This window comes from Synechocystis sp. CACIAM 05, assembly GCF_010222815.1.
In the GTDB taxonomy this organism is placed as follows: domain Bacteria; phylum Cyanobacteriota; class Cyanobacteriia; order Cyanobacteriales; family Microcystaceae; genus Synechocystis.
In genome coordinates this window covers 513866-532268 of record NZ_CP019225.1, presented here as the reverse complement: position 1 = coordinate 532268, position 18403 = coordinate 513866, and the positions used below count along the sequence as shown (strand labels likewise).

At 46.9% G+C, this 18403-nt stretch carries 14 protein-coding genes and 1 pseudogene; 9 read left to right on the top strand and 6 right to left on the bottom strand.

What is annotated here, in order from left to right; all coding sequences use genetic code 11:
• Positions 1 to 3055: two-partner secretion domain-containing protein (locus BWK47_RS02505; RefSeq protein ID WP_237269758.1), on the bottom strand; the 3055-nt coding region annotated here is incomplete at its 3' end.
• 288 nt (positions 3056 to 3343) lie between these two features.
• Between BWK47_RS02505 and BWK47_RS02500 the strand changes: the two genes are divergently transcribed.
• From BWK47_RS02500 to BWK47_RS02460, 9 genes and pseudogenes are all read left to right on the top strand, one after another.
• Entirely contained in the window at positions 3344 to 3616 is a 273-nt protein-coding gene (locus tag BWK47_RS02500) for a hypothetical protein (protein WP_041425911.1), read from the top strand.
• A 22-nt stretch (positions 3617 to 3638) separates the two neighbouring features.
• Positions 3639 to 4421, top strand: coding sequence for an ABC transporter ATP-binding protein (locus BWK47_RS02495; protein ID WP_162327446.1), 783 nt, complete (start codon positions 3639 to 3641; stop codon positions 4419 to 4421).
• A 162-nt stretch (positions 4422 to 4583) separates the two neighbouring features.
• Positions 4584 to 5954: an MlaD family protein gene (locus tag BWK47_RS02490; RefSeq protein ID WP_162327445.1), complete on the top strand. Its 1371-nt coding sequence runs from the start codon at positions 4584 to 4586 to the stop codon at positions 5952 to 5954.
• Positions 5955 to 6079: 125 nt separating this feature from the next.
• Positions 6080 to 6548 (top strand): annotated as a pseudogene (locus BWK47_RS02485) (transposase).
• 48 nt (positions 6549 to 6596) lie between these two features.
• Entirely contained in the window at positions 6597 to 6755 is a 159-nt protein-coding gene (locus tag BWK47_RS02480) for a DUF4351 domain-containing protein (RefSeq protein WP_237269990.1), read from the top strand.
• Positions 6756 to 7164: 409 nt separating this feature from the next.
• Entirely contained in the window at positions 7165 to 9150 is a 1986-nt protein-coding gene (locus BWK47_RS02475; protein ID WP_162327443.1) for a sensor histidine kinase, read from the top strand.
• Between the two features lie 75 nt (positions 9151 to 9225).
• The gene (cruG, locus tag BWK47_RS02470; protein WP_162327442.1) at positions 9226 to 10410 is read left to right on the top strand and encodes a 2'-O-glycosyltransferase CruG; all 1185 of its coding nucleotides are present in this window, start codon (positions 9226 to 9228) and stop codon (positions 10408 to 10410) included.
• 129 nt (positions 10411 to 10539) lie between these two features.
• Entirely contained in the window at positions 10540 to 11349 is an 810-nt protein-coding gene (mazG, locus tag BWK47_RS02465) for a nucleoside triphosphate pyrophosphohydrolase (RefSeq protein WP_162327441.1), read from the top strand.
• A gap of 162 nt (positions 11350 to 11511) precedes the next feature.
• Complete coding sequence (locus BWK47_RS02460) at positions 11512 to 12591, top strand: DUF2157 domain-containing protein (protein WP_237269757.1); 1080 nt, start codon at positions 11512 to 11514, stop codon at positions 12589 to 12591.
• Between the two features lie 18 nt (positions 12592 to 12609).
• Here BWK47_RS02460 and BWK47_RS16980 read toward each other — a convergent pair whose 3' ends face one another.
• The 5 genes from BWK47_RS16980 to BWK47_RS02440 all read right to left on the bottom strand — a co-directional run bounded on the left by BWK47_RS16980 (position 12610) and on the right by BWK47_RS02440 (position 18233).
• The gene (locus BWK47_RS16980; RefSeq protein ID WP_237269756.1) at positions 12610 to 12807 is read right to left on the bottom strand and encodes a type II toxin-antitoxin system HicB family antitoxin; all 198 of its coding nucleotides are present in this window, start codon (positions 12805 to 12807) and stop codon (positions 12610 to 12612) included.
• 9 nt (positions 12808 to 12816) lie between these two features.
• A complete protein-coding gene (locus tag BWK47_RS16975) occupies positions 12817 to 13023 on the bottom strand; it encodes a hypothetical protein (RefSeq protein ID WP_237269755.1) in 207 nt (68 codons plus the stop codon).
• 168 nt (positions 13024 to 13191) lie between these two features.
• Positions 13192 to 13614: a hypothetical protein gene (locus tag BWK47_RS02450; protein ID WP_162327439.1), complete on the bottom strand. Its 423-nt coding sequence runs from the start codon at positions 13612 to 13614 to the stop codon at positions 13192 to 13194.
• A 20-nt stretch (positions 13615 to 13634) separates the two neighbouring features.
• A complete protein-coding gene (locus BWK47_RS02445; protein WP_162327438.1) occupies positions 13635 to 14180 on the bottom strand; it encodes a hypothetical protein in 546 nt (181 codons plus the stop codon).
• A gap of 57 nt (positions 14181 to 14237) precedes the next feature.
• Complete coding sequence (locus BWK47_RS02440; RefSeq protein ID WP_162327437.1) at positions 14238 to 18233, bottom strand: magnesium chelatase subunit H; 3996 nt, start codon at positions 18231 to 18233, stop codon at positions 14238 to 14240.
• Positions 18234 to 18403: the final 170 nt, after the last annotated feature.

The window sequence follows — 18403 nt, the reverse complement described above, 5'->3', positions numbered from 1 at the left end:
GCTCAGGTTCCGGCTCGGGTTCAGGTTCCGGCTCGGGTTCAGTGGTTATGGTTATATTGTCCAGGGTAAAAGTATCAAAAATTGGTGGTGTACCGATTGGTACAGTATTGTCATCTCCCGAACTGATTGCCCCAATGGTTCCATTGGTAATTGGATTGCCGATGATGAAAGGTTCACTTCCACCAAATTGAATGTACACAGAACCACCAACGGTGAGGCCGGCGGTGTAGACACTAAAAGGTCCTTCTTCACCAAGTAAAAAGCCATCGATCGCCCGAAAATAACGGCCAGTTTCAACATAAACATCTCCTCCCCTACCTTCATACCCTTTAGTGAATAGATAACCAACTTCGGTGTCTCCCCCCGACTGAATAAAAATATCACCGCCATTGGCTGCCGACGTATCTATGTAGCTAGTGGTAATATCTCCCCCTGCTTGCAGGAATACATTCCCTGGCTCCCCCCCGCCTCCAGTGTATATGTAGGAACCAATTGAAATATCCAGTGGAGCCTCAACATATACATCTCCACTAGTTTGACTTCCATAGGTATTTAAATAATCGATGATTTCTATGCTTTCACCAGCTTGAAAGAAAATATCACCACCATTTTTTCCAGCGGTGAATATGTAATTCGTTGTGATACTGCCATCTGCTGTGAGGAAAACATTTCCTCCCGTACCTTCATTGAAGGATTCAATTGAGTAAGCTCCGGTATCAATAAAGGCGGTGGTAATGTCTCCCTTGCTTTCGATAGAAACAGCTCCCCCCAAACTATCTATCTCTAGGCCATCTCCAAATCCCCGGGTATCAATATAAGCAGTATTAGTATTACTGCCGGAAGATGTGGTAACATCACCGCCATTCGTCCCAGACGTTTCTATGTAGCCAGTGGTCAGAGTCCCACCAGCATCGAGAATTACATTGCCTGCATTTCCACCAAATGGAGAGGTAACTATTGATCCAGTGGAAATATTGCCTAAAGCTTGTATATCAACATTGCCCCCCCGGGTATTGATATTCCCGAACGAAACATTTTGTCCAGCATCAAGTAATACGTGGGATGCTATTTCCACTGCACTCAGGGAAGAAGAAGGTTGACTGACGATATTTTGGGCAGTCTGAACTTGAAGACTTCCATTAAGCAGAATATTTTTGGTGAAAATTACTGAGCCTGCGCTACTCGTCAAATTAACTGGTTGTAATCCATAGAACACCCCGTCGAAAATTTGATTTCCCTGGGTAACGATGTCATTACCTACATAGATTTCCGTAGCTGTGACACCGAAACTTTTCAGTGGGGTAGTGATACCAGCTCCGTCATCAAAATAAACAAAGTTGGCGTTGCCTAATAAATCAAACCCGCCGTTGACAGATTTACGGAAATAAATGTCATATCCCGGAGCAGTAAATGTTGTGTTGGCATTGAGTTGAATTTTATTGTCAAAATCTAAATTGGTAAAGGGAGAAGTGACTAGTGTATTACCAGTGTTAATAGGTCCTGTGTTAGCAAAAATAATTGAGCCAGTTCCCAAGGAAAAAAGAGCATCGATAGTGATTGTAGGAGAATCGAAAGTGAGATTACCGGGGGCAGAGGGATCAGCACTAAAATTTGCCTGAACGGCAATGGATTGATCTGCTTGAAGAATAACGTTACCGTTGTCCAAGCTGGTTGTGATTGTAAGTACCGAAATAAGCTTTGGATCGGCAAGTAGATCATCGGTGGTTCCGACAATTATTTCTAGAGGATCTAACAACCAAGTACCAAGTTCTCCCATGGTGGCGAAAGTAGTAACCCTGGCGGTATCGTCAACCATCAAACTTTTGGCGCCGGAGGTTTCCACAAAGCCGCCGTTTCCCCCCATGGTTCCACCTTGGGCTGAAATACTCCCACTAAAGCGGGTAGAGTCATCGGCCCAAACGATAACGGTTCCCCCATTTCCTGTCAGTAGGGCATCAGCTTTGACTACTGAATTACTATCAATCAGGGTTTGGGATGCATTGGGCAAAGTGAGCTGGCCCTGAAAATCGCCACCAATGCGCACTGTGCCGCCACCACCATTGCCTGAAACATCAACGGTAGCGCCTTGTACTGCTATTTGATCGCCGGCGATCGCCACTTGGCCACCGGAGGAAATATTAGTGCTTTTACCACTGGCATCAACATTGCCCGATATGGTGACAGAACCTGGTAACGGAGAAACCAAAGCGTTAGTCCCGTTGGTCGTAACATTGCCATTGGGTTGCACCGCTAATCCCAAATCAAGATTGCTCGCTCCTTGGGTTAACAGGGTAGGTAAATCCAACACGGAAAAGGAGCCGCCCTGATTCATTTGGGGAGAAACCTCCACCTCCAAACTCAGTAAACTGCCAGCTTGGGAAATACGAATACGATTCTGCCCTGGCACGGCGGCCACCGTGATATTGCCTCCAGGGGCGGCCAAGGAACCGGTGTTAACGATATTTCCTGCCAAAAAAGTGAGGTTTTTGCCCTCCGTTACCGACAAATCCCCCGCATTAATAATTAAACCGGGGTTAGCCAAATCAAAGGCAAATTGGCTGGGATTGCCTATCAGGGCATTGTAATCATTGTCGGAAAAAACCTGGAACCATTGGTCATCGCCAAAGCCGATCGCCGAACCAGTGGTGACCACAAAATCTCCGGGCACATTGATGCTGGCATTGGGACCAAAAATCATGCCCGCTGGGTTCATCAAAAAGAGATTGGCATTGCCTCCGCTTACTTGGATGAGACCGTTAATAATGGATGCATCTCCCCCCACAATTCGGGTGAGAATGTTACGAATATCAGGGTTGGAAAGGAAATTGGCAATTTGTCCTTGGTCTAGCCCAAACTGTTGCAAACTGTGGAATAAATTTTGTCCATCCCCTGACAAACTCCCCCCACCAATGTTGAACTGAGCGCCCTGGGCATCAACCGTGGTGCCAGTGCCATCGTTTGCCGCAGTGACATTTTGAGCTGGAGTATGAGGGGCAAAAGCAGACAAACAGGCTAGTAAAGTCAGGCAAAAGAGGCGGAAATTATGGTGCAACACGGCAATTCAGGGCGAAATTAACAATATTTCCACCACAAAGCCCAGGGAAGGGACTTTTTGGCCAGTCCATTATAGCGGTCCCCCAGGTGGAATTAGGCATGGAAAAGAACGAATTATTTTAGTACTTCAGATAGTTCTTTGCTTCCTAGACGGTTAAATTTAACTCAGAAAAGCAAAAAGTGTTTTATTTGAGCATCCGTTTTCGGGAAACTAGTTAAGATGTGGAAGGGAAAATTCCCCCAGATATGGTTCTAGATCACTCTTGGAGTGTTATTTACAGGCACGGCTATGGAAAATATTGTCAATAATGTGGAAGAGTATCTGTTATCGAGGGAAGAACGGATTCTCCAGGTGCGTAACTTGGTAGAAACCCTCCGGGCCGCCGAAGAAATTGCCAAGCAGGGGTATTTAATTACCAGTTCGGAGTTGGCTGACTTGATGGATATTAACCCCAGTGCCGTCACCAGTCGGGGGGATCATTGGTCATGGCGTAACTGGGTCGTTTCCAGGGTGAGAAGGGAAGGGAACCAAATCCTCTGGCAGTTGGAGCGGGTAGACTAAGGCTTTGGCGGGACTATCCAACATGACGGAACCCCTTATTCAACTCCGGGGTATTAGTAAATCCTTTGGCGATCGCCAAATTTTGGACAATGTGGATTTAGACCTCTATCCGGGGGAAGCATTGGTGGTGATTGGCCCATCCGGCACCGGAAAATCAACCATTTTAAGGATCATCGCCGGACTATTGCCACCGGACAGTGGGGAAGTGCTGATCAAAACCCAACCCCGCCGGGGCTTAGTGGAGGACGACAATGAGCGCATCCGCATTGCCCTCGTATTCCAACAATCAGCCCTGTTTGATTCCCTGACAGTGGCGGAAAATGTCGGCTTTTTCTTGTTGGAACATTCCTCCCTATCCAGAGAAGTGATCCGGGAGCAGGTGGCCGACAAACTCGCTTTGGTGGGATTAACCGGCATCGAAGACTACTATCCAGCCCAGCTATCGGGGGGGATGCGTAAAAGGGTTAGCTTTGCCCGGGCAATCATGTCCAATCCCCATCAACCGGAGGACAATCCGGAAGTGATTTTATACGATGAACCCACCGCTGGTTTAGACCCGATCGCCTCCACGGTCATTGAAGATTTGGTGCGGAGGTTACAAAAGTCTCCGGGGGGATGCGGCACCTATATTATGGTGAGCCACCAGGAAAGCACCATTCGCCGGACAGCGGATCGGGTGGTGTTGCTTTACGATGGCAAAATCCAATGGCAGGGGCCAGTTAGCGCCATTGACCAGACCGATAACCCCTTGGTACGGCAATTCTTTGAAGCCAAAGTGGAAGGTCCCATTCGCATTTTGGATTAACCACTACGACGCTAAGATGGGGGAACCCATTGGCCCCTGGCCGTTTCCTAGAACAAGAGGCGATGCTGGAATAGCCTAACTTTTTGAACGTTTCCCCCCGCAAGGAACTCCTTGCCCCCTAGGCGAATCGCTTTATTTTTCGGCCCTATTGAGACATTGCGTATGCTCAGACCCCGCACCATCAAAGAAGGATCCGTTGGTCTGTTTGCCCTGTTGGGACTATTTATTATTGGTGGCATCGTCCTATGGTTACGGGGGGGAGCTTTTGGCAATCCAGGCTATGAAGTGTTAGTGCAATTTGACGACGCCAGTGGGCTCCAGGTGGGAGGTGCCGTGCGTTACCGGGGTGTACCAGTGGGTCGGGTGGCTAAATTAATACCAGGTAGTAACGGCATTTTGGCCCAGCTAGAAATTAGTTCCACCCAATTGCGTATCCCCGCCGATGTGCAGGTGGAAATCAGTCGCTACGGTTTATTGGGGGAAGCGGCCATTGATATGATTCCCGATCGCCAATTGTCGGAGGCCGCTTTGGCCATTGATCCCCTCAGTGCGGACTGTGCCGAAAGCGATAAAATTCTCTGCGATGGGGACGAGTTGGAGGGCCAAGCCGGGACCCAATTGACCAACAGTGTGGCCCGTTTAGCCCAAGCCTATAGCGAACCGGAGTTTGTGGCCGACATTAATGCCACCGTGAAAAGTGCCAACCTGGCCGCCGCCCGCATTGCCGCCATGAGCGCCGAAATCACTGCCCTCAGCAAAACTGCCAATCAACAGGTGCGGGGTTTTGGGCGCACTTCCGAGGCGATCGCCAAGGCCGCCGATAATGCTTCCTTGCTGACCAGTCGAGTTGACCAGGTGGTGCAGACCAACCAAGGCTACATTAACCGCACCATCGAAGAAGCTTCCCTATTAATGGTTAACCTCAACCAACTGGTGGGGGAAAACCGGGCCCAATTCAATCTCACCCTGAAAAGTATTGAAACTACTAACCGGGATCTCCAAGCCATTGGTCAAGAAATCCAGACCGCCGTCGGTACTATCAACCACGGCCTAGCGGCGATCGATACCCAAAAGGTAACCAATGACCTCGCCCTACTGATGGAAAATGCTGCCGTCACCAGCAACAATATCCGGCAAATTTCCAACGACCTCAATGACCCTACCTTGATGCTTACCCTACAGCAGACCTTGGATGCGGCCAGACTTACTTTTGAAAATGCCCAAAAAATCACCAGCGATGTGGAGCAATTAACGGGCGATCCGGCCTTTCGTAACAACCTAAGAAAACTGGTGGATGGCCTGGGGCAATTAGTTTCTTCCACGGAAAATCTTCAAGACCGAGTTTACACAGCCCACACCCTGGAACGCAGTGGCCAACAATTACGCTTTCAGCTTGATCATCAACAGCAACTAGCTTTGTACTATGAACAATGGGGAATCATTAACCCCGTCCCCGTTTTCAGCTCACCAAGTCCCCAAATTCAAACCCCTAAGGTTAAACCACCCCAGCCCAAGGAAAATCAGGGTAAATAATGATAATTAAATGGGAAATTTTCCAGCTTTTTCTATCAGGACTTACGCAAAAGAAAACTTAAGAGCGTGTTTGAAAAGTCGGCATAATTGGGAAAAATGGTGAAGAATATAGAATTTTCACCATAATGATACTGAGAGAATTTTACAGCAGCGACATCAGTGATAGCCAGTGGCAATTGGTAGAACCTCATTTACCCAAAGCAAAAACTGGGGGAAGAAAACGGAAAACTAGTCTGAGGGAGATACTCAATGCTATTTTTTACATGCTCAGAACGGGGTGTGCCTGGCGACTTCTGCCCCATGATTTTCCTAAATGGCGAACGGTCTATGGTTATTTTCAGCCATGGCACGAAGGTGGTACAAGGATTTTATTTTCTGGGTGGAGCATACTTTTGGTTGGACCTTGAATGTGGTCAGCAAAAAGCAGGGACAAAAAGGCTTTGACGTCCTACCCCGCCGTTGGGTAGTCGAGCGCACCTTTGCTTGTTTTGGTCGCTATCGTCGTTTAAGAAAGAATTATGAAATTTACCTACCACTAGTGAGACAATGGTCTATGTCGCCACGATTCATCTCATGGTTCAAAGGCTTGCTTAAAACTTTTCAAACATTTTCTAAGGTCGTCAAAATGAAGCCTTGACCCTGGTGTTGCGTCTGTTAAACCGTCGCTTAGGTGGATTGCCCGGAGTTCAAGTGCAACAAGTTCAGAAACTATCGATCGCCGAGTTAGAGGATTTGGGGGAAGCACTATTGGATTTCACCGAGACGGCCGACCTAGAAGTGTATTTAGAGAAGTTTGGATAATCCACAAAAATTGGTGGTGGCTAGCTAGGGTGCAAAATTATTAAAGTTACAATATAGTAAGTCATTGGAGACAGTAGGCCGTGAAAGATAAAGTTTTATGAATCAGGAAAAAGTATTTGGCTTTAATTTTTGCCCAGAAATTATACTCAAGTAAGAACACGATTCAGGCATCGAAACTTTTTTGTCTGAAAAATCCAGTTTTTTAGGAGTATGATTTAAAAACCTATTCCAGCGGTTGCGGTATCTGAGTAGGACAGAAAAATTCTTACAAAATAAGCATAGCAACTGTTTTGTGCGCATGAAGCTGACTCGGAATTTGCCCTAACTAGCCCTAAAGTTATTTTTACTATCCCGGAGAAAACTATTTCTGCGCTTTGCAAACTCTGCCTCAAATTTGGGCGTTAAGGCTATGTCTGTTTTTTTGCTCGGTTCTGAACCAGAAAAATTTTTGCAGAAACTAGAAGGTGTAATTCCCGGCTGGCTGTACCGATTTGTCCAGCATAGCGACGATTCCATTGCTTTTACCTATATTAGTCCGCAAATTGAACTTCTCCATGAAGTAACTGCGGCCGCTGTGTTGGCTGATGCTGAAATTTTACTCAAACAAATTCACCCCGATGACCAAATCTTGCAAAGGCAGGCCCTAGCCCACAGTCGAGCCACCCTGGAGCCATTATGTTTGGAATGGCGCATTATTACCCCATCGGGGAAATTAAAGTGGCTGCGTACCAAGTCTCAACCAGAAAAATTGGCTAATCAAGATACGGCTTGGTTTGGGGTAGTGCTGGATATTACGTCGGAAAAACAGACTGAACAACAATTAATCGAATCAAATCATCATTTGCAACAAAGTGAGCAAAAATTTCGCCTCGCATTTGAGAATGCCAATGTTGGTATGTGTATGGTGGATTTAGAGGGTCATTTGATCAAAGTTAATGACAAAATGGGGAAAATATTCGGCTACAGTCGTCAAGAGTTAGAAGCGATGACAGTTAACGACTTAGCAGTGCCAGAGGACAAGCAAGTTAGCCCCACATTTATACAACACGCCATTACTGAACATCAAGATCACGCCACCCTAGAAAAAAGATATATTCATCGTCAAGGTCATATTATTTATGGTGAAGTTTCTACTTCTTTAGTGCGGGGAATTAATGGAGAGCCATTATATTTTATTTCCCATGTTAAAGATATTAGTAAACGAGTCAAATATGAACAAGAAATTACTAAATCTAGGGATGAAATTAGGCAGATTAATCAGGAACTAGAAGAGAGGGTTAAACTGAGAACGAAGGAAGTTTATGAGCAACAACAATTACTAAGACTTTATTTTGATCAATCCATCATTGGTTTGGCCATTGTATCCACTGATAAAACATGGATTAATGTTAATCCAAGGCTTTGCCAAATAGTGGGCTATTCCCCTGAAGAGTTGCGAATAAAAACCTGGGCAGAAATTACCCATCCCGATGACTTAGACCTGGATCTCAATAATTACCAGCGTTTATTAGATGGTGAAATAGATGGTTATGAAATTGATAAACGTTATATCCACAAAGATGGCCATAATATTTATGTAAATCTTGGGGTACAAGCCCATCGTAGGCTAGATGGCAGTCTTGATTTTTGTGTGGTGATGGTTCAAGACATTGGCGATCGCAAAGCCATGGAAAGGAGCACCTCCTTGGCGTTACAGCGGGAAAAAGAGCTGAATCAATTGCGCTCCGAATTTATTACGGCCATTTCCCATCAGTTTCGCACCCCCTTAACGACCATTTCCTGTGCGGCTTCAATTATGGGAAAATTTGAAGCAAAACTAACCGATGAAAAACGAGTTCAATATATAGAATCAATTCTTAGGGGAGCGAAGCAAATTGATGAATTAATTGGCGATATTATTACTATTAATCTTAACCAAGAAGAAATCGAACCAGTGTTGGTTAAGGGTAGTTTAATTGATTTTTGCCAGGATATAATTGATAAAACTGAATATCTTAGTTATCCCTATAAAATTAATTTTTGTGCCTGTTTAAGTTCTAAGACCCGGTTGGCAGTCAAATTCGATCCTGTTTTATTGAAACCGGTTTTGACCCATTTACTAGCCAATGGCATTAAATATTCCCCTACTATTCTTACTATTGATTTACTGCTGTTGGAATCTCCCGAAGAAATAATCTTTGAAATTCAAGATTATGGCATAGGTATTCCGGAGACAGAGTTAGAGAAAATTTTTGAGCCATTTCAGCGGGGGTCCAACGTGGGCCATATTGCCGGCATTGGTATTGGTTTGACGATCGCCAGAAAGTTGATAACCTTTTATGGGGGCAGAATCGAGATCAAAAGTGAGCTAGGACAGGGCACAACGGTATCTTTGGTCATTCCTAAACAACTATAATCACTACTTTGGCGTTGACTCCTCCGGCCCGTTGTTGCAGGCAATTCCCCTTCATCCATATTAAAAACAGAAATAATGCTGATCATTGCCATACTCTGCTTGGGGTTGTTAGTGGCCCAGGGGGTAGCTAGTTTAATTTTGCTCAGCCGTTTGGTCAAAGGAGCACGGCGGCGATCGCCATTGACACCAGTATTTTTGCCGGAAGAAGGGGTTCGCAATGTGTCCGTGGTGGTGCCCACTTTAAATGAAGCAGCCCGGGTAACTCCATGTTTGCTGGGTTTAGCCCAACAGGGGCCACCATTAAGGGAAATTTTGGTGGTGGATAGTCGTTCCACCGATGGCACCCAGGCAGTGGTGCAAGCAAGGCAAAAAGATAATCCCCGTTTGCAACTGCTGACCGATGATCCTTTACCAGATGACTGGGTGGGTCGGCCTTGGGCGCTCGATTATGGCTTTAGGCACAGTGATCCCGCCAGCGAGTGGATTTTGGGCATTGATGCCGACACCCAACCCCAACCGGGGCTAGTGGCCAGTGTGGTGCAGGCGGCAGAGGAGGAAAATTACGACATTCTTTCCCTATCGCCCCAATTTATTTTGCAATCGCCTGGGGAATGGTGGCTGCAACCGGCTTTGCTGATGACGTTGCTATACCGTTTTGAGTCGGCTGGGGTGAGGGAACAGGCTCCGGAAACGGTTATGGCCAATGGTCAATGTTTTCTCTGTCGGCGATCGGTGTTGGAAGCCTTGGGGGGCTATGAACTGGCGGCTCGTTCTTTTTGTGATGATGTGACCTTAGCGAGGGTGGCGGCCCAACGGGGCTATCGAGTGGGCTTTTTGGATGGCGCTAACTTGATCCGGGTGAGAATGTACGAAGGCATTGGCGAAACCTGGCGAGAATGGGGCCGTTCCCTGGATCTCAAGGATGCAACAGTGCCGGCTCGGCTATGGGCAGAGGTAACTTTTTTGTTATTAGTACAAGGCTTACCGATTTTATTTTTTTCCCTGTTGTTGATGCTCTGGGGGGAAGACTTTGACTTTTTAACCCTCCGCTTGGCGATCGCCCTGAATGGTTTTTTGCTTTTCGTTCGTTGGGGGATGCTGTTGGCCATTTATCCTTCCTATTACCGACCTTCAGGAAAAGGAGCCTGGAGCTATTGGCTTTCTCCCCTGGCGGATCCGTTGGCGGTGACCCGGATTATCATTTCCGCTTCCCAAACCCCCAAACAATGGCGGGGACGAATTTATCCCGGTGCTTCCTAAAGATTGCTTAACTTAGTTGGGGAAAATTAGCCTGGCCTGAAACTTTGCTAACCCATGTGAGAGTTTTGGCCCGGTCAAAAATTACCCCCTGATTCCCCGTTGTATTGGTTAGATTAACTGCTAATTTCTATGGATGCCACTGCTCCCATTCTCCAAGCCCTAGAAAAATTAATTGCCGTAGTGGCCCAACTGCGATCGCCAGAAGGGGGATGCCCCTGGGATTTGGCCCAAACCCAACAAAGTTTAATTCCCTACGTGGTGGAAGAAGCCTACGAAGTGGTCCATGCTCTGCAAAGCCAAGACCAAACGGCGATCGCCGAAGAATTGGGGGATTTATTGCTCCAGGTGGTACTCCAAGCCCAAGTGGCCCAGGATCTAGGACACTTCAATTTGCAACAGGTGGCAGAGGGCATTACCGCCAAACTTATCCGTCGCCATCCCCACGTCTTTGCTAAGGTAACAGTTAGTAATGCAGAGGAAGTGAAAGCCAATTGGCAGACGATTAAGGCAGAGGAAAAGGGTTTAAACCCCGACCAAACTCCACTTTTAAGCACCAAATTAGAACGCTATAACAGTACGTTGCCTCCCCTAATGGCCGGTAGTAAAATTTCCCAAAAAGCGGCGGCAGTGGGCTTTGAATGGCCAGATATCGACGGCGTATGGGCCAAGTTTACAGAGGAGTTAACCGAATTTAAACAGGCTTTGACCACGGAGGATAAGGGCCATCAACAGGCAGAATTAGGGGATTTATTATTCACCCTGATCAACCTAGCCCGTTGGTACAATCTCGACGCTTCCTTGGCTCTCCATGGTACCAATCAAAGATTTATTCAACGACTACAATTGATGGAGAAATTTGCCGATCGCCCATTAGATCAGTACAAATTAGAAGAATTAGAAACCCTATGGCAGCAGGCCAAAAAGCAACTTAACCAATAAGTTACTCCACTAAATCTTAGTTAAATTTTCTAGTTCATCCCCAGACAGATTGTCGCCGTTAATTTCTTCCAATTCCAGAATTGCCCCGTTGTCATCCCCTATCCCTGGCGATCGCCTGATACGGTAAAAGGTCAGTGGCGAGCAATGGAGGAAAATTTGGGCATGGACATTACCGAAACAGACCTAGCCTGGGCGGTAGAACAGGGTTATTTGTCCGCAGAGCAAGCCGAACGATTATGGCAAGCCTGGATAGAACATAAGGGCTTCCCTGCCATGGAAGGGGCAAAGGAAAATAGTGATTCCCCGCCATTGCGATTCGACTTTGCCAACGTTGCTTTTTACTTTGGCGCCCTGATTGTGATTGTGGCCATGGTTTTCCTCGGTAGCATTGTTTGGGATGCCCTGGGGGGATTTGGTTTATTCACCGTGGCGATGGTGTATGCATTGGGTTTGATCCTAGTGGGCCAATGGCTTTATTTTCAGCAAAAATTACCTGTGCCCGGCGGCCTATTGATTACCATTGCTGTTTGGATGACCCCCTTGGCCATTTACGGACTGCAACAGGGTTTTGGGTTAATTTCCCTTGAAGATCCTTCCGTGTACCGTAATTTACCCACCTGGTTGATCAGCGGCCGTTTCCCCCTGGCCATGGGTACGATTATTGCCAGTTTATTGGCTTTGCGCTTTATTCACTTTCCTTTCCTCACCTTCCCCCTTGCCTTCTGCCTCTGGTTCCTTTCCATTGATATTCCCCCGCTCATTTACGGAGAGATGGTCAGTTTCATTACTGCGGCCCGCCTGACCCTGGGTTTTGGCATTATTTGTTTGGCGATCGCCTATGGGGTGGATTTGCGCTGGCCGCGCAGTCGGGGGGATTACAGCTTTTGGCTCTACCTGTTTGGACTGATTAGTTTTTGGTTTAGTCTCTTGGCCACCGGGCAGGATACGGAATGGTACCGACTGTTTTTTTGCCTGATTAATTTAGGTCTGATGGCCCTATCAATTTTGCTCAAACGACGACTATTTATGGTGTTTGGTGTCATTGGGGTATTCGGCTACATCAGTTATTTAGCCTTCCAAGTCTTTGCCGATTCCATTTTGTTCCCCTTTGCACTGTCAGCCATCGGTTTGGCCATTATTGCTGTTGGTGTACTTTACCAAAAACATTACAGGTTAGTGGAAGCTTATTTTGACGATCTACTCCCTCCCCACTGGCGTAATTTTCTCCCCCGGGAGCGATAAAAGAATAACTTCTTTTAATCAATTTTTCTCGTTGGGCAGAGGGATTTCTCTCTTACCACTTAAATAAACAGTCTCAATCCATAATTGTCTGGCCTCTTCAATATTAGCTATCACCTCTTCCATCGTTTCACCCTGAGTCATACAACCCGGTAAGTCGGGGATCAATGCAGTAAATCCTCCTTTCTCCTCTGGAATAATAGAAATTGCATATTTCAAACTGAGATACTAATCAAGTAATTGATATGCTTCCGCTGAGATAATTGTTTCATCTTTTTTCTGTCGATTTTCAATGATTTGTATTAACTGTTGTTGTATTATCGGCGATACTTCCAGTTCTATTTCTGGTTGTTTAAGATAGTCGTCTAGGGTTTCAATGACAGTTAGGCGAATTAGATTTTGAAGTTCTTGGATAGTTAGGTCTTTAATCTGCATTGATATTTCCTCGTAAAATTGATAGTCTTTGTTTCGCGATCGCTGCTTAATTGTCTACATAATGGTGATCGCCATTCAAACCCTTTTTACCTTCGTGGTTACTTTTATTTTATTAAAGGATAATATCGAGCAAAACTGATCACCATTTAGATTTTTTCTGTTTTTGTACTAAATGGGTTTAACAAAATCACCAACTTGAGGATTGTCAAACGGACTTGACACTGTTTCCTTTGGTTGTGTTGCCAAAAAAGTTTTAAAATCTCCCAGGAAGAGTTGAGCTACACGACCACCGCCTTGGTCAATACGTAATCTTTGATGTGTTGTGTCAGATTTAATGACAGCGTACTTGTCTTCCACTTGAAAAACTTTGCCAGTTCCCTTTACTAATTCCAAATTTCCTAGGGACTCACCTGTATCAGGGTCAAGAATCTGCTCGTCACCAACTTTGTAGATTAGAACTCGTTGTCCTTCACGAATCCCATGCTCTTTACCACGATTAATAACTAATTTATATGCATCAATAACCTTGGCAACTTTTGCAGGAAAAGCACCAGGTTTAGCAATCATTGGGGCATAGGATTGATTTTCCATAGTTCCTAGTTGAGCATAAATTAAAAATTTCGAGGGATAGTTGGTCTAATAAAAATTCGTTTGATAACTTGATTATCATTATTTTTTAATCTTTCTAGTATGTCTTGATAAGTGTCATCTGGAATGTCAATCTCAACCTGAGCTTGTTTATTCCGCTGAATATTTTTGACATAGCCTACTGCGATTAAGGATTCAAACTCATTATCATCAATGTAATAAAACGAAACTAGAGAATTTATCGCGAATAACTCTGAAGCTTCGATTCGACAAATAATACTTGCTGTTTTTTTATCCGTAGATACTCCTAAAATGGTCGGATGACGTAATCGTTGATAATCTTCTTGATTTTTCTGATAGGTAATAAACAGGTTAGCATAGGCGTTAAACAGAGTAGATGTAATTAAGATAAAAATAGTCGTCAGAATTACCAGAAGATAAAGAGGAACAGCAGTCTTTCCTGAGACTACAGAAAAAAGAATCGCCAGAACAACGCCAAGAAATCCATACCAAAAATTTTGAACTTCTCGGAAGCTCGACCAAATACGCCCCCAAAAATTGTCTTTCATACATTCTAGCTAAGTGTAAGGGACTAGCGTTTAAGCCAGTCCCCAAACTTCTATCTTCTATTCAACCCCCTCAATCCGATCTTCCACTTCTTGGTAAAGCTCCTGTAGCCGTTCCAAGTTTTCGTCGGAGGTTTCCCAGTAGCCTCGGCCATTGACTTCCAACAAAGTGCTGACCATGCGGCGGAAAGAGTTGGGGTTTAAGTCCATTAACCGTTTGCACATTTCCTCATCTTTGATGAAGGTGCTGTTGGCATCCTCATAAACCCAGTTATCCACTGCGCCGGCGGTGGCACTCCAGCCCATGGTATTGACCAATCGTTTGGACAGTTCCCGTACCCCTTCGTAACCGTGGGAAAGCATTCCTTCGTACCATTTGGGGTTAAGGAGTTTTGTGCGGGCATCGAGGCGCACCGTTTCCGACAGGGTACGCACCTGGGCGTTGGCGGTGGTGGTGTCGGCAATATAGGCGGCGGGGGCTTTGCCGTCATCCCGCAGGGTGGAAATTAACTTGGTGGGGTCGGAGTCGAAGTAGTGGGATACATCGGTGAGGCTAATTTCCGAAGAATCCAAGTTCTGGAAAGTGGCATCGGCGGTTTTCAGGGCCCGCTCGAACATATCCCGATTTTGATCCATCATGCCGGGGTTGTCGGAGTTGAAAGCGAAGGATTTGCGTTTGAGGTACATTTCCTGCAATTCCGACTCATCTTCCCAACTGCTATTTTCCACTGCCAAATTGACGTTGGAGGAGTAGGAACCGGAGGCATTGGAGAAAATCCGGGTGGCTGCTTCCCTTACGCCAATGCCCATTTCTGCCGCTTGTTCCAGAGCGTGTTTGCGGACAAAGTTCATTTCTAGGGGTTCGTCAGCTTCGGCGGCCAGTTTTACCGCTTGGTCCAACAAGTTCATTTGGTTAATAAACAGATCCCGGAACACCCCAGAACAGTTCACCACCACGTCAATGCGGGGACGGCCTAGTTCTTCTAGGGGCACCAGTTCGATTTTATTTACCCGACCGAGGGCATCGGGTACCGGTTTTGCCCCCACCATCCACATAATTTGGGCTAGAGATTCGCCGTAGGTTTTGATGTTATCCGTTCCCCAGAGCACAGAAGCAATAGTCTCGGGATAATTACCACCATTTTCGGCGCGTTGCCGTTCCAACAGGCGATCGACCACCACTTTGGCAGATTGCACGGCAGCTAGGGTGGGGATAGATTGGGGATCGAGGGCGTGGATATTCTTCCCCGTGGGCAACACGTTGGGGTTACGAATGGGATCGCCACCGGGGCCGGGCAGGACGTATTCTCCTTCCAGGGCTTGGAGCAAACCGCCAAATTCGTTGTCAGCACAGACCTGTTCCAAACAAAATTCCAGGTATTCAAACAGGGGTTTGAGCTTTTCTTCGTTGACATTGGGATAGCCGGAATCACAGAGGGATTTGACCCAGGGAGCTTTTTTGCCAATTTTGAAAAAGTTCAGTTTGGAAACGAAGGAAACCCGGCCGTCGGCGTTAATTTGCTCCTGCACCAGAGCGGCCACAGCGGCACGGGTGGCCATGGTAATGTCCTGCAACAATTCCACATCGGGCAAAATGCCTTTGTCACTGTTGCGGTAAATTTCTTCCATCTGGCGGCCAATGCTTTCTGCAATTAACGTTGGCAAGGCCCAAATACCTTCCTCTTCCCGGTCTAAACTGGCGATGTTCACCAACGTGGCGATCGCCTCTTCGGCGGTGGGGGGTTGACCAATGACGTGGAGACCACAGGGCAGGAGGCGGGACTCAATTTCCATCAGCTTGCGGTAAACGGAACCGACAATGGTATCCCGTTGTTCTTGATCCATTTCCTCGGCGTTGATGTCGGGTAAATTGACATCCTGATCCAGGTTGCAAATACGGGCCTGATCCATGATGGTGTTGACAATCTGGATGCCCCGGCCGGAATCCTTGAGGGTTTGGTAGGAACCAATTAATTCGTTTAGCTCCTGTAAACCCTTGTATAAACCAGCATTTTCTGCGGGAGGGGTCAAATAGGAAATGGTGGACGCATAACCCCGGCGTTTGGCGATCGTCGCTTCGGAGGGATTGTTAGCGGCGTAATAGTACAGGTTGGGAATGGTGCCGATTAAATTATCGGGATAGCATTCCCCAGACATGCCCATCTGTTTACCGGGCATAAATTCCAAAGAACCGTGGGTGCCGAAATGTAATACCGCATCGGCTTTCCAAATGTGGTTCAAATAGGTGTAGTAAGCGGCAAAACCGTGGTGGGGACTGGCGGAACGGGAAAACAGCAAGCGCATGGGATCCCCTTCGTAGCCAAAGGTGGGTTGTACACCGATGAATACGTTACCGAATTCCTTACCGTAGATCAGTAAATTTTGCCCGTCGCTGTTCAGATGTCCGGGGGGTTTGCCCCAATTTTCTTCCAACCGTACCGAGTAAGGAGTCAACCGTTCATACTGCTCCACCGACATACGGTAGGCAATGTTCAATTCTGGGCTGTTGTATTGGGCTTGGGCATCGTGGATCACCGCTTCCATTAATTCCTTGGCGGAACCGGGTAAATCCTGCACATCGTAGCCGTTGCCCTGGAGGCCTTTCATTACTTCGTAAATCGAACCAAACACGTCCAGATAGGCCGCTGTGCCCACGTTGCCCTTATCGGGGGGGAAACTGAAAACAGTAATGGCAACTTTTTTGTCTAACTTCGGTTTTTTGCGTAAATTAGCCCACTTCATGGCCCGCTGGGCGATCGCCTCTAGCCGATCCTGGAGAGCAATGGCCCGACCGGTGGAACCATCCCGACCGGAAAGGATAATGGGTTCGATCGCCCCGTCCAGTTCAGGAATGGCAATTTGTAACGCCACTTGGATGGGGTGTAAACCTAAATCGCTGGCTTCCCACTCCTCTGTGGTTTGGAAAACCAGGGGCAGGGCGCACATATAGGGACGGTTGAGCTTTTTCAAAGACTCGATCGCCTTAGGATGATCTTGACGAGCGGGGCCACCCACCAGGGCAAAACCAGTTAACGAAACCACCGCATCCACAATGGGCAGGGGTTCCACACCGTTAACGGATTTATCCCAGAAATATTCGTTGACAGGCTTGGAGAAATCTAAACCGCCGGAGAACACGCAGATCACTCGGGCCCCCATGGCTTCCAATTCCTGCACCATGCCAACGTAATGGGCATCATCCCCGGTGACCAAGTGGGTACGTTGCATAATCAGACCAATGCAGGGAGCTAAAGGATCTTTGAGATCTTCGCTGATGTCAGGGCGCTGGTTATACCACTCCAGGTAATCCTTCACGTTTTCAAACATCTGCATGGACAGGGGATGCCAAATGCCCATATCGGGATAGACCACTGGCTCCTGGTAGTTGACCAGTTTATCCAAGCCCAAATCAGGATAAACATACTTGTCGGTCAGCATCAGCAGGAAGTTTTCCAAGTTCTCCTGGGAGCCCCCCAGCCAGTACTGGAAGCTGAGCATAAAATTACGGGCATCCTGGGCCTTTTCCACCGGCAAATATTTCAACACCGTGGGCAGGGTCCGCAACAGTTTCAACATCGCATCCTGGAAGCCAGCACCACTGCTGTTTTCCTTGCGCTTTTTCATAAACTGGGCGATCGCACTTTTGGACTGGCCCAATTGCGCCATGGAGAAGGAACCCATTTTATTCAGGCGCATCACCTGGGGCATGGAGGGGAACACGATCGCCGCATCCAAATTGTCCCGATAGGGAGTTACCGCTTCCACCACCTTATCGGCCAGATCTTCAATAAAAATCAGGGAAGCAATGAAGAGATTAGCTTCGCTGACGTCATGTTTAAAGTTGGCGTAATTTTCGGGGTCCCGCAACTCCTCGATCAAATAGCCCGTTAACTGAATGGCCAGGCTGGAGTTGGTACGGTTAATGTTTCTAACGGCTGCCGACAAAGCGCTCTGATACTGGGATTCCAAGACCACATAGACCACCTTGAGTAGCTGGCGCCCATTCAACGCTTCGGGATCAACACGGCGGATGGTGGACTTGACGTTAGTAAACATATAAGTGGTGTTCTCCTAAAGGGTTCGATTTTAAAGGGATTTTTGCAACAGGCCCCTAGGTATTTCTAGCAGAAAATTCGAGGCAGTGGGGACTTAACCGGGTTTGGAGTTAAATCCTGAGGGGACAATCGTCGCTTTTGCGGCGTTAGTAAGCGACAATCAGGCCGTAA